Genomic DNA, 14403 nt, shown 5'->3' with positions numbered 1-14403 from the left:
CCGGGCCACCTGATGGGGGCAGGCCACGACTGGTTGCATTAATCTCCGCAGGAGCGTAACCGGTCCAAATACGACCATGTCAAGGGCACTATTGTCCGAGACGCTTCGATGGCGCCATAACCATCGGCAATGCTGAGCGCGGCTCGGTCCTTCACTCACCCGCGCCGAGCTGCGGCACTCGCGGCACGCACTCAAACTGTGGGACGCTGGCGAGTATTCACTAACGTCCCCATGCCCTATCGGCCAACCAGTCCTTTCTCCAAGTTTCTTCTTGGCAAGCAGCCTATGCACGGAAGTAGCGCGAGGCCGAAGTGCCACCCTGAGATTCCCCGGTGGTTCGCGTGTGAGAATGATATGCTACATTAATTTCGTTTATCCGTGACAAGTTCGCCCTTCCGCTAGCCGTATCGGCGAGATCGAAAGCCGTGTTCCGCGGTCGTTCAATACTCTTCGCTTAGCAAATATTATCGCCGCACGATGAGCCGCAGGACCGACACCTGATGCAGGGGGTGGTGGGGCCGCCATAGCACGGGCGATAGCACTCTGAGCAGTCTCCCTGGTTACAGGCACCAGTTCCATTAGGGCACGAAATTTGAGCAAACACCGGTGTTGCAGACGCCATAGCTGCCGCGCACAATGCTCGGAAGAACAGTGGGAATGTCGCTCGCCGTGACATTACGCCTCGCTGCTGCTCCTGGTCGGAAGTGAGCGTCGCCTTTCTCGCATGTACAAGAAGATGCGCCACCCACAGCGTAGTCAAAACGCTCGCTGCTGCGATCGCGAGCGGCAGCAGCGCTGACCAACCCAATACGGCTAGCAGCAATGACAACAACCATCCCGCGACGGCAGTTTGGAACGCCGTTCGAATGCAGACCGAACAATTGCCAAGATTTCTCCAAGCGTATGAATAGAAGATCTTGATCGCATAGCGCATAATAAAAATCCTCCACAATGATCGACTATACCAGGCATATCCGTATAGAATAGACAAAATCACTCGAACGTTAGACCCTTTGCCAAAAAACGCCACCTCCCCCCGCTCATAGTTTGCCACGACACTCCAAATCCACCTATATCTCTAGATGATATGCGGTAATTATTTAAGATATTTCCGTTTGAACCAACTTCATCCGCATACATCCATTCTGCATCCTGATACTTATACCGCAACGGAGTATCGTATTTACTTTCTTCTATATCGTATATGTTCCATATATTTGAAGAATACTCTATTTTCTTATTGTTTGAAATCTCATGCGTGAGAGCTATTTCGAATTTTACTTCAACAGGCATGCGGCAGGAAGCCAGCAAGATCGAGCGACGCTCGGCTCCGATACTAACTCTATAATACCAGAAAATATCAGCCAGAAGCTCTTGGCGTTGATTCCGCTGAACCACCGTGTCTCTTGTAACTTCACCGCCCACCGCCAGGAGAGGCACGACCGCCTTGACGTCGATTGGCTCCGCCCCTACTGCCAATTTTGCGGCGTTGTAGATGAGGTCCCATGTATAGCTAACCACATCCGGCGCAATTGAAAGAACAACTCCAGCGGCACCCTCAAACATAGGCAAAGGGTTTCTATCTGAAGCACTTTGGAGCGCGGTGATTAAGTCATCTTTGGCGCGCTTATCCAACGTGAGGACGGTAGCCCGGTAGTGAATGGCTGAGGCTGGGAGATCCGAGCTGGAAAGCACATACACCAACCGGTTACGGCCGACAGAGCCTACAAACGAGGTGCGCGGCGATGGCGCCGTTAGTTGATCAAGACGACCTCCACTCACAACGGAAGTGGACAAATTCGAAGCGCATTGACTAGGAACAGTATCGAACCAATTTGCTGCAAGTACCTCGTTTACATCGGCTCCCATGGTTAAAATTACAGCTATCACAATCCCAGCAACTTCTATTGAGCGTCGGCATATATACGTATAAAAAAACGATTCCTGTGAGTACATTGCGCTTCCTCCGGCTTAACTATGTTAAGCGTCTAGCAACTTGATCTGGTTATCTTAATTTCGCAAAATTATCCAAGCAAAACAGATTGCAGGCCCGATGCCGGTAAGCACTATCTCCTTACTTGCACATTCACTTGCCCGCAAGAATAGTTCCCAGAGGCGGAAACACTACAGCCTCGTTCAAAAGCCTACAGGGTAAGCGAGGATTTAGCCTGCGGCGCCGTAACTGGAGTTAGAGTATATACACGAAATCCGCGAAGGCGAAAAAGATACCACGAGTCTTATTTTATTTCTAGCCCTCAAAGAGACAGTACCCCCATCTCGGCGGCTCTGTAATTAGCAGATTCTGACACATCAACCCGACGCGGCCGGAACGAGCCCTTCATCTCAGGCTCCAAGCGATATCTTCGTCCCGGGCTGTGGCGCGCCATGGAGCTTGAGAAGCTCATCTGAACAAGCCGCTGAAAGATTCAATTGCCTCCGGATGCTCATCCCGGGAGAACCGTCTAAAGGACTGCCGGGACATCATTTCATGAGCATGTCAAGGGCACTATTGTCTGGAAGTCCTTGGCAGGTTCTGAGACATGCCCGCGTCAGTTGAACGGGTAAAGTTGGCCCATTAGCGTCATTCGCGTGCCATGATCGACTTCCCGAAAGTGGACAACTCCTAAACGTCCTTGACTGGCGGAGGTCGGCCGGCAGCTCGGTCCACGCCTGCCTTGCCGAGGTCGTCGCAGCGTTGGCTCAAGCGCCAACGCGGCGTGTCGAAGCTTCGGCGCGTCCATGCTACTCAGCTCTTCATGGAAACCAAAGCCCCGATTCCACTGACGGTCCTCGTCGGCATCCAGACGCCCGATATCCTTGATGTCGCGCACGAAGCCAGCCTCGAGGAGTTGGGGCGCCTGGTGAAAACCCTGGGCTATGAAGTGGTCGGCACGGTATCGCAGAAGCGCGAGAACACCGGCGCCGCGTCGCTGCTGGGCAGCGGGAAGCTCGCGGAGCTGGCGGCGCTGACCGGCGGCACCGGTATGGTCAATTCGATGGCGCCGCCTCCGAAGTCCAAGGCCCGGCAACGGTTTGAAGGCGCAGCCGAGACTGTCGATGCGGTCCGGCCCGATCCGGATGCCACCCGCAAGACCGAGTTCGTCATCGTCGACCATGAGCTCTCGCCCAGCCAGATCCGCAACCTGGAGCGCGCCACCGGCGCCCAGGTGCTGGACCGCACTGGCGTCATCGTCGAGATCTTCCACCGCCACGCCAACACCCGCGAGGCGAGGCTGCAGGTGGAGATGGCGCGTCTGAAATACGTGGCCCCCCGCATGCGGGAGTCTTCGGCAGGCGGCGGACGTCAGCAGGGACCAGGTGCCGGCGAAAGCACCCTGGACCTCGATCGCCGTAAGATCCGCGACCGGATCTCGGAGCTGAAGGACCAGCTGGAAGCGGTGCAGCGCGACGGCGACCAGCGTCGATCCGCCCGCCGCGACCAGTTGCGGGTGGCGCTGGTCGGCTACACCAATGCGGGCAAATCCTCGTTGATGCGTGCCCTCACCGGCAGCCAGGTGCTGGTAGAGGACAAGCTGTTCGCCACGCTCGACACCACTGTCCGTATTTTGCAGCCGGAGACCCGACCCCGCGTGCTTGTCTCCGACACGGTCGGCTTCATCAAACAACTGCCACACGACCTGGTCGCTTCGTTCCGCTCCACCCTGGCGGAGGCACTGGAAGCTTCGCTGCTGCTGTTTGTGGTCGACGCGTCGGACCCGACCTATGAAGCGCAGCTGGAGGTCAGCCGTAGCGTGCTGCGTGAGATCGGGGCGGATGTGGTGCCATCCCGCCTTGTGCTCAACAAGCTGGACTTGGTGGACCCTGCCGGGCGCGCCGCCCTGATGGATAAGCATCCGGACGCGATCTTGCTGTCCGCCCACGCGCCTGAGGATGTCAGCGCGTTGCGGGCCACCATCGTCGCCTTCTTCGAGGCGGCGATGGTGGAAGACATGCTGGTGCTGCCTCACGCAAAACAAGGGCTGATCGGCGAGGTGTACGAAAGCGCGCGAGTCCTGTCCGAGGAACACAACGAGACTGGCCGCGTGCTGAAGGTGCGCGGCTTGCCAAGCGCCATCACACGGCTGCGGCGGAGCCTTGCCGCGCACTGAGCCTCCAATTTCGGGGCACACAGCGGGCGTTGTGGAATGAATGAAGGCCTGCAACAACGACCCGTGAGCGAGGCCGGCGATCCCGCATATGCCGTGATATTTCAGCGCCAACTTGATGCCTGGTGGCGCCGCGACGGCTTTGATCATTGCCGTTCATCAACGGTGGGTCGATATCGCCCTGACGAAGACCAAGCCGTAGCAGGCCGGGACGTTGCCAAGCGCCTTGATGGATGAACCACGGCGCGGCTTAGCACCTTAGTCGGAGCGCGGCATTGACGGAGAAACCGCGGCCGCCCTAGAGTTAGGCGCCAGGCTTTCAGAAAACGTCTCCGCCCATTATGCTCTCGGGCGTCGGGAGCTTGTGCAAGGCGCCAAACTAATAATAATCTTCCCCGACGAGCTACTTCTGTCTACATCACGATCACACAAGCTCGGAAAAGACACCGTCACAGCGAGGTAGATCGCGAATGACAGATAGTATATTGGCTTCCAGAGAGATTATGACTGACATATCTAGATTGCTTCCGTAGAATAATTCTACGAGTGCCCTAATAATACAGCGCGGAGGTTGCATGTCTCTAGAATCTTACTTCGATAAATTCGTTTTAGGACCGGTCATTTCAGGTGCGATTGTTTCTTTATTAGGTCTATTTGGATTAGTATTGTTAAGCTTTTTTACTGATGGATCCATAATTAGAGCGATGGGTGGCCTGACCTCCGCAATGGATCCCCAGAATTTTAGCACTGCGACAAATAAAGAAATTGAAGTACCCAATGCGCAGAAAGCGAAATTCTGTGCCTTGACTTTCGTCTCGATTCCTCCGAGCGGCGGCCAATGCTATGTTAAGCGTAGTGGCGGGACTTGGGTGTATTTTAACAGCGCAGGATCCGATTGCAGTGCCGTATGCATATTCTGAAATGTCTTACATGGGTGGGAGCCGATTGAGCTGCCAACGAGATGAGGAGTTACTTCCCGGTTATCTGGAGATACTCAGATAACTACAGGCGATAGCTCGATTAGAAATCAAGCCAGATCATTTTCGAATTTTATAACTACATCGACAACATCTCGAATTAGTACATTTAGTGCTTAATGACACAACTTCCACTGGTAAAATACATAGAACCAAGAGAATATGGTGGTGATTGATCTGGTGAGAACTTGGGGGACTCATGACTAAATCATCTTCATGGGCAGCTTTTGCACCTTCGTTCAATCTTGCCGCGATCGGTCAACTTCGCGACTTGGAAGAAGCAGCCTATCAAGAGGCGCGGCCACAGGCTGATGCTGCTGTTGCTAGCGCCACTGGCAAAACAGTCAAAGTCGAAGGCTGTCTCGATGCAAGCGCTGCAGGTTTTGCAGGAACGGATCGCTGGCTCAGCTTCGGCCATTTGTCCGATGATGGGGGATATTTCGGTTCGGGCCTCTTGCCCTATCGGTTGTCAATTGATTTCGACAACCAGGATGAAATTGAGAATGTAGAGCTGACGATATTTCTGACCAACCCTGGCTTTTCACTGAATGCGAGCGACCTTCTTCCGGGACGCCTCTCCGGCGATAAGAAGAAGATGGAGGTCCTGGCATCATCAGGCGGTAGGCTCGGCTTTGCGTTGATTTCCGGAGCGGAAAAGGGCGAAACCCAAGCGCAGATTTACGAACGGCTGTCAAAGAATTTGCCGAACGGTGGAGGCGGCGCACCGACCGGGTTCAAAGATTATAGCGAAAACACGCTGCTTGGCCGCCTTGATCTCTCGTGCATTTGGAAGAAGGAGGTAGAAAAGTACCTAGGGGCTTGGAAAGGTATTCCCGGAGGGGACGTCATCGGCGCGCTTGGAAAACTTGCACGCCTAAAATTCTTCAGTTCGGAAACCGGCCAAGACTTCGAAGCATTCGTGCACAAATCGCGGAAGTTTGCCCTTTGCCTCCCTGATGACCCGCTTAATGCGCCAGCCTTGATTTTCGCTCCCCCTGAGAAGCCGAAAAGCACAGCGTCGGTCCGTGAACATTGGACATGGAAGACCTATCGGCTGGCTCTGCAGGAAATCGGCCTGGATCCAGAGTTCCAGGGATTCTTGATGCAGGGCTTGGTTCCCGTCTGGATTGAAGATGATCTTTCGTTGAGTTCATCCGATGTTACTTTCGGAGTTGACGTACTGGCGATCAGCTTCGGCAGTGATGCGGTTGTCGATGGCCATGGCAAGGTCGGCTTCGGCGTGGCCGTCAGCGCGCAAGTCAAATGTCAGGATACAAGTCGGCCATTCCTCGGATGGTTCACCTCGCCTGCGGCGCTTCGCTTCGCCGGAGGGAAAGAGTTTCGCTACCTGACACTGGAAGGGACGTTCGCTTCGGGCCTTGGTGATCTTCATAAGTGGCTTGAAGGGCGACGGTTTAGTCTGTCGGTGGTGCAGGTGCCCTGGCAAGACGCGTCGGGCACAGCGCAGCGAAGCTGGGCGATTGAGTTCGGCCTCGAAAAGACGGACGATAAATACCTTGCGCGTGTGCCATTGGAGCACGAGCCAGATTTGGCAAAGCTTGTTGTCGCGCTATCATTCGCGCCGATTATCTTCATGACTGCCGACCCACCTAAACTTCCCGGACCTGCACCTGACGCCCAGTCACGGGGTTACTTCGTTCAAGTACAGAGCGGCGCGAATATCACCCAAGTCATTTTGGCGGTCGCGCTCGGAGAATTCTTAAAAAAACGCATCCAACTCAAGGAGTTGAGGGTCACCGCCGCCCACTTGCGTAGCCAGCCGGCCATAATCAACGATCCGGGCATGAGCGATGACCGGCTCGAGACCGCGTTCCTTCTCGACTACGATATAGACTACGATGTCGATCTCGGAAGCGAAGCCGGAATCAAAACGACGCAGATCATCTCCACGCACATTGACGGGACCGGCTTTGCTGTCAGTAGCGGGGGGGTAAGGTGGGTGCAGGTCCCAACGGGCACCTATGAGATCGGTCTGGCTGACCCTGGTCTTTGGGAGCTTGGCACCCTCGGGAAATTCCTAAAGCTCACGGACATTCGTCTTCGCAAGGCTGATAGCACTTATATAGTGATACGGTTGCGGCTCGCTCAAAACTTCGGCGGGGTCAAGGCCGATGATTTTGAGTTTTCTGTCGACCTCAAGTCGGGACATGTGCAGGTCGAATCCTTCCCTGCGGAAGTCAAAATCGACCTTGGCCCGTCCTTTCAAGGACGCGGAGCCCTGCATATTGGCGACAATGGCGGCGAGCGGGACGTCGCGGGCGGCATCGACCTGATTTTCAAGTCTCTGAATTTTCGACTCTACGGTGGTCTTAGGATCACCCACGTCAAGGATGAATTGGACGAACGTCATCTCGCACTCTTGGCGTCACTGATTGTCGAGTGGCCAACGAAGATCCCGCTGCTGAACACCGGCTTCGGCATTGGAGGTCTTCAATTGCTCTATGCTACCCATTTCCTGCGCAACGAATTACCAAAGACTGGCGCAATCCCTCCGGCGCTGCGTTGGCTCCAGGATGTTGGTGGTGATGTTCCGGAGTCGGTCGAAAAACCGAAGTTCTGGAAAGCGAAATATGGGCGCCGGACAATTGGGATAGGGTTGGAAGTCGGCCCAATGATTTCGAAAGTTCTCAATATCAACGGGCTTCTCGCCATCGAGGACCCCGGCCCAAGGATCATTATCTTTGTTAAGGTCACCCTTCTCAAAGATGGAGAAAAGAACAAAGACAACAAGGACCTTACCAAGGGTATTTTGGGCCTTCTCGAGTACGACGTCGAGGAACAGACCCTCACGCTCGCTGCGTTCGCCGACCTCAAATTCGGTGACATGCTGGAGATGAAGGTGCCCATTGAATTGGGCGGAAAGGTCGGACAATGGTCAAAATGGCATATCTATCTTGGCCATTTTGCCTCCCCGGTCACCGTTGATCTCAACATTTTTAGCGTCATCAAGGCAGGTGCTCAGGGCTACCTCATGTTCGACGGGGATCAGATCGTCGGATTGCCGGAGGAAACCGGCGCAGCAAAAACTCTTCCAGGGTTCGCCGTCGCATTCGGCCTGATGGCCAGAGTAAAAATTGGCGGTGGACCTGTCTATCTTGATGTCAGTTCGAAGTCCTTCTTGCAGATGTCAATCTCTGAGGTTCTGTACGCCAAGGGCAGGTATCTCCTCTCGGGTGTTTTACATCTCTGGGCATTCGATGTCGGCGCGTCAGGACCTTTTGATTTCACATTCCTTCGCGAACCAAGTGGAAAGACCCTCTTCCGGATCGAAGGCAAAATCTGCGGTCAAGTGAAGATTCGGACCTGGTCCATCAATGGCTGCGTACGCGTTAGCCTCGGACCGGATGTGCCTGACACGACGACAATCGAGGATCTCGTCCGCGGTTTCTCGATCGTCCCTGGCGCGAATGCCATTATGCTCGGTCAGGGTGCGTTCAACCCGCTGGACGCTGCCCAATCCGACAAAGAGCCGATTGGTCTAGACAGCATTCTCGTGATCTCGATGAACGCGCCGCCGACAGTAACAACTGGAGGTGGGTTCACAAGCTATCTGAAGCGGTCAGCCGAAACTACGGAGTTTCAGCTCGGGACGAAAAAGGGTGGCTATACGCTCACAGGCGTCACACTGAAAAGGGTAGAAGGCGGCGATCTGGTTGACGTGACCTACGCCGGCACACCGGCGCGCTGGTGGCGCAACGTCACCAAGCAACAGCAGGGTGGCCACCCGACTCCGGTCGCGCTGGCGCTGATGACGCGAAATCCCTTGAATTTCGAAAACGCTATTCTCAATCCTGGTGCTCCAGGCGGAATTGTTGACGAAATGCTAGGCGGGCTTTGCGACGATCCCATCGCCGCACAATATGCAGTCTATCTGTGCTATCCCCCGCTCCAGGCTATGCTCGAAAGCGATACTGCCTCTGTCGACGGTGTGCTCGGCACAAGCGAGCTGGAAAGCAAACCCGGCTACCGAGCTATTTCCAAGCTCCACGTAAAAATCCTCAATGTCGCCGCTCAGGACACAGAAGCAGTTCACGTTCTCAAGGACGTCGTCGATGATCTCCATGTCCCCGGGGTCGTCCTGAACTACTTCTATCGGAACACGCCCCAAATCACGTTTGTCAAACCGCAGATCAAGTTCTCCGCCGACGGCTTTTGGCGCCACCGATCGATACAGGTGTGCCTCATGGTGCCGCAACAATATCGGGAGAGCAGAATCGTCGATCTTTTCAGATTGAGACGGGGAAGCACAAACATCCCCATCGCCGCCGGGATATCGGTTCAATCCCTTTCCGCTGGATTTGACGAATTCGTAGACGGAATGTCCAAATGGAAAGATCCGACGGAATCGTTCCGGAAACTTGAGGCGCTGTCGGAGTATTCGCTGCATGTCGCCGTCTTGGTCACGATTGACCTCGAAAAATTAGCCATGCCCGACGATCCAACAGAAATTGTCATAGGGTCACAAAAAAGCGACATTTCGTTTCCCGAGACAATTGTTGTCGGGCCTGTGAAGTTCACGCCCAGCGCCGAGGCACAGCGTGTGCTTTCCGAAAAGCAACATAAGCAGGATATTAAAGAGGAGCTAAACGGCTACCTCAGTAGCAACGACCAACCGCTCCTTCGACCCAACTGCGAATACGTCGTAGAGGTAAATTATCAAAAGAAGTTCATTGGCGAATCTTCGGTCAACGGCACACCTTTCATCGCCAAGTTCAAGACCAGTTCCACGCCACCCCTTTCGCTTGAACCGTATCTACTGGCGACATATCCGGCCGGTCGGTCGCAGCGTTGCATGCCCAGCGAAGACTTCCCAGCCGTCCTTCTGTCGACGCATGACATTCTTCGGATCCTTGCCGCTTACGACGTTCGATTGAAGGTTACGATAACTCATGACGGCGGTGCGTCGTTGACGGACAGCACGGGCACGATCGATTGGCAGACGGGAGCAGTATTCTCTCCCCTGGACTTTCGCCAACCACGCCCGCCCGTCGGCGTCAGAACACAACCACATCGGGGGTGGAAATCCGCGACCGGACAAGCAATAGATGAAATGAATTTGCCTTGTCTCAATTACAATGCGACGGATCGGGCACTCTGGATCGGCTTTGACGCAGGGTTGCATACGTTATCTTCGTACAACGTCCGCTTTGATCTGGTCGACGCCGCAGGCAAGCTGGTCAACGATCCCTCACGGCCATTCTTCCAATTCGCATTCTCAACTGGCCTCTACACGAAGGTCTCCTCGTTGGCAGCGGCGGTTGCAAACGGGGTTCTGTGCCGGAGGCGGGTGCTTGCAACGATAGCGAACCTAAGTCCAGCTCGGCCAGACGAAGCCGCAGCGGCAATTTCCATTGTACCAGACAAGATCATCGAAGATGCTCTCTGGGTAGCCACGGGAGAGCGTCAGGCCTCGTCGAGCCATTCCGACACAACTATCCTCTGGACGAACGCCGGCGAAGAGGATCAGGCCTTCGCCGTTGTCGTGCGATCAAGCGAGCCTATTCTGACAAGCACTGTCCTCCCGAAAGCGAGCACGATCATCGGCGAGGATGGGTCACCGATACCGACTCTCGTGGGACCAGAAGCCCATTCTATTTGGGGGCCAACCCTGACTAGTGGCGAGTTGCCGATAGGGGTGGCGCAGTTTGTCGTTTCTGAAAGCGGCCTTGTGGCATTGCTCGTCCTCGACAGCACCGCGGGGCAGCAGGATCTCATCGTCAGGCTGAAACGACGCTGGAACTGGATCGAGGGGGCAGGCGCCAAAGAGGAGGCGACACTCATTGAAATTCCGGCCGCGAAATTGGAGCCGCGCACGAGTAGCCTACAGATGATTGGGAGTTGGCAATGACGCATTTGCTCGATGCTCGCTGTGCGATTTTTGGACCGAAAGCAAACGACATTGCGCCCGGCTACGATGAGAATTATCTGGTCCCGAGCCTGCAATCAGCGCGGTCACTGGTTTCCGTGCAATGGTCTTCGCATCCGTCACTCGGGCTACCGGCAGCACCGTTCGAGATCACGGTTTATGATCGAGTAGCCCGCGAACGAATCGAATGGCGCCTCCCGGACACCGCTCTGGACCCTTCGACGGGGTTCGCCCTGCACGCGCGTCGCATACCCCCAGAGGCGATTATTTACATTAGAGGAATCGTTGCCGACGCAGATCCTGATACGCGATTGTTTGCGCTCGACAGCGCAGGCAGGCGGCTACGAGAGACCGCTCAGGTCGTGGAGCCCGGTCGCCCGTTCGTAATCTTTGGCCCCACAATTGGGGGCATTGGCTCAGATCGCCGTGTCTCACTCGTGGAACTGTTCATCGCTGCGATCCCTAACGAGCTTGGAGTGGGACGCGTCATGTATAGCGCGCCATCGATGGATGTTCCCGAGTACGCGCACGATGTGGAAGGACAGGGTAGCCTGGACGCTCGAAATGCTGCCAAATGGCGGCTCCAGGGCAACACTTTGGCGCGTATGAATACGCGGGGGCCGACACACCCGCAATTGTACTCGGATGTTCATCTGGCCGACATTGAAGCCGCGGCGAGAGATTTCGAACAGTCCCGCCCATTCCGCGAAGTAGAGCAGAACTTCACACAGTCACTGGCAGACCCTGACTGGAGCTATGTGGAAACGCTTCCAAACGGCGCGGATATTATTGATGTCACGGTCTACCCGGTGGCAATGCTGAATATTCTAAAGGCCGCCGGTCCAATCGTGGCTTCGACGTTTGGATATGAAGTCACCGCCGCCTCGTCGCTGCTGCCCATCGCTTCGAGGACGGCGCTCTTGCAGAGTTTCTCAGACGACGAGTTCCTGCCATTTCCGATAGTAAAAGTGGTCGGTCGTTTTCAGAGCAGTTCCGTCGAAGCGTTCGCTCGTCTGACATTTGCCGATCAGTTGGTTGCCGCGAGAGCGACATCCGGCGAGGTGCTGCAGCCCATCGGACAAGACTCGCCCGCAACAGCCGATGCAGACATATTTCTAGAATATGGCGGATGGCAAGAGACTTACTTCGTCGAACGCCAATTGGAATCGGGTCCGACGAGGATGATTCTGGAGGATCCCGATCAGAAAATTCCAAAGCTGTATTTGCCGCGCCCCGTTCGACCTGATGGATCGAGCGCCGTTGACCCGTGGTTTTCCGACCGTGGCATCGAAATTTCCGAGATAGATCGCCCGCTCGTTCACCACACGATCTATCGACGCGATGAGTTCGGCCGGTGGCCGGATGCGCTTTCCACCAAGACCGACCTGCCCCCGTTTCCGGTACAACCGCCGAGGATACTGTCTATCGAGCCATCCTATGCTGTTGATGGGCGTGTCGACTTGGAGTTGGTTCTTACACGCAGCTGGAAGGTCCGAAAGCCACACGACATACGGATTGCGCTGGTGATCGGGGCCTCGATCACCGACAAGGAGGTTGCCGAGCTCACGCCGGACAATGGAGTAAATTCGCCCGATGTCGGCAAACAGGCTGATCTACGTATTGTTTTTGATGCCGCTGGCGTTCCGTTAATTCAGTACACCGGGGCAGGAGCAACTCCTGAGCTTGTGGCAGAGAGCCCGACGTCAGATGAGCCGAGCTATTCGGTCCGGCTACGGCTCGGTAACGCTGCAGACCTCTTTTCAAAAGGTGTCGCCCGCGCTGTGGTGGCTGTGACGGCAGATGCTTCTAACCAACTCAGCGGCCCACAACGTCGGTCGCTTCCGGCTCCAAAACAAGTTCGGCCGATACTTGATCCAAGGCCGCCAATAATGCTTTCGGCTCCGTGGCAAGTGGTGTGGTCGAGCCGGCCAAATGCACAGAAAAGAACCAGAGTATTGGTCAGTCCGCCAACGGTGGCTTCCGGTTCCCTCCGCGGTTTTCGCGTCTGGCAAGCAAGTGAGGCCGCCCTCATCGAATTTGCGCTGGATCAGTCGCCGGATGAGCCAACCAAAAAACAAATCCGGACCTTGGCACGCGTCCTCAAAGGAACAACCGACTTAAATCGGCGAGTGCAACTGCTGCGAAATCGCATTGAGCCAATGGTCGGTACCGACCAGACGCGAACGGCATTCTTCTCGCGATTCGACGCAGTTTCCGATGAAATTTGGCCTCCGGAACAACATGTGGAGATTGAGCTTTCGTCGCGCCACGCTGGCCCGATCATATTGCTGTTGACCGGCGTTTCCGAGACCAATGTCGAGACCATCGACATACGCGATGCTGACCTTCGCGCTGTGGCGGTCCCCGATCGGGTACCGAACCAGAAGCCTCTCCTGAAGATAATCACAAATCTCGATCCGGGCGGAGCCACGCCAAACGCCTGCCTTCTCCTGGTCGGCTCACGTGAACCGCTCGATCCCGGCTTCTTTCGAATATTCTGGGATAGTGGCGACGAGTTCCACAGCGAGGAGGAACTGCTGCACCGCCTGCCTCCCTCTAGTTACTTCGAGCTTTCGCAATCCGAGTCCCGTTTATATCTCGAAGACATCGACGATCTAATCGCACGGCTCCGCCCATCGCACGTGTCAATTTTCCTTCTATTTTTGCCGGAGAGCTGGAGTCCGCATTACCTGTCGGTGGACATACTCAATCCGGCGCCGCGCAATCCCGCCGATCACATACCTTCGCGGCGTGCCGCAATGATAAGCTGTTTCATTCAACCAGGAACTTCTCCGCATCTCGCGGTCGACAAGCGCACCGAGATCGACGGTCGTACCGAGTGGCTCCTGAAGCAGCAGGGGCTGCCCTTGTCGGCCCCGATGGGCTATCCCAAGTCGGAACTTTATTTCGAAGTGTTGGGCGGTGGCGCTAGCGCTGGACCAAAATCGCTTGAGGACGTCGCAAAAACAGGGCTTGAGCTGAATGTTCACGGCGGCGTGGTCCGACTAGTCCGAAGCGATCAAGCGACATTTTCGGTCACGGCGGTCGGCCTTAGCGCGGCGGCGACTTTTCGCTTAACGGCTGTCGATCCAACCAGACGCATGACATCAGTCGAAATTGCCTGAAGCCTATCCATCGCCGTCGAGAGTGGCCCTTGTATCAGCCTTCCAGACGAGACTGCACATGACTCTCCCGAGCGGCAGTTCTTAGAGTTGGCGATCAGACCGTTGAGAGCGGCCGGGATGAGGCGCGTAGCCGCACGCCGGCTCGCACGCGTTCGGCCGCCATTGGGTCATTCGGGGTGTGCGAGGCTCTGACGACATTGTCACGGTCGAAATTCACGTCAGCGCAGACGGCATTGTCACCATGGTCGTGGAGCCTGGAGTCGAGCCTGGCACCCAAGACGTGGCCTGCCCCCATCAGGTGGCCCGGT

6 protein-coding genes are annotated in these 14403 nt (G+C 55.7%); 4 read left to right on the top strand and 2 right to left on the bottom strand.

Going from position 1 to position 14403, the window contains the following annotated elements; all coding sequences use genetic code 11:
* Window positions 1-993 precede the first annotated feature (993 nt).
* Window positions 994-1956 carry a hypothetical protein gene (locus AC2FAN_RS27055; RefSeq protein ID WP_485177053.1) on the bottom strand — a complete coding sequence of 321 codons (963 nt, stop codon included), beginning with the start codon at window positions 1954-1956 and terminating at the stop codon, window positions 994-996.
* Between the two features lie 800 nt (window positions 1957-2756).
* On the opposite strand from AC2FAN_RS27055, the gene hflX reads away from it, so the two are divergent.
* From hflX to AC2FAN_RS27035, 4 genes are all read left to right on the top strand, one after another.
* A complete protein-coding gene (gene hflX, locus AC2FAN_RS27050; protein WP_485177052.1) occupies window positions 2757-4109 on the top strand; it encodes a GTPase HflX in 1353 nt (450 codons plus the stop codon).
* A gap of 572 nt (window positions 4110-4681) precedes the next feature.
* Entirely contained in the window at window positions 4682-5026 is a 345-nt protein-coding gene (locus AC2FAN_RS27045) for a hypothetical protein (RefSeq protein ID WP_485177051.1), read from the top strand.
* Between the two features lie 256 nt (window positions 5027-5282).
* The gene (locus AC2FAN_RS27040) at window positions 5283-10952 is read left to right on the top strand and encodes a hypothetical protein (protein WP_485177050.1); all 5670 of its coding nucleotides are present in this window, start codon (window positions 5283-5285) and stop codon (window positions 10950-10952) included.
* Complete coding sequence (locus AC2FAN_RS27035) at window positions 10949-14095, top strand: hypothetical protein (protein ID WP_485177049.1); 3147 nt, start codon at window positions 10949-10951, stop codon at window positions 14093-14095. Before AC2FAN_RS27040 ends, AC2FAN_RS27035 begins: the two co-directional genes overlap by 4 nt.
* 94 nt (window positions 14096-14189) lie before the next feature.
* Here the strand turns inward: AC2FAN_RS27035 and AC2FAN_RS27030 are convergent.
* Window positions 14190-14403: hypothetical protein (locus tag AC2FAN_RS27030; protein ID WP_485177048.1), on the bottom strand; the 214-nt coding region annotated here is incomplete at its 5' end.

Source organism: Allobosea sp. RIT-PG3_2, assembly GCF_057321085.1.
Note: the sequence above shows the minus strand (reverse complement) of the source record. Positions and strands in the feature narration are given on the sequence as shown.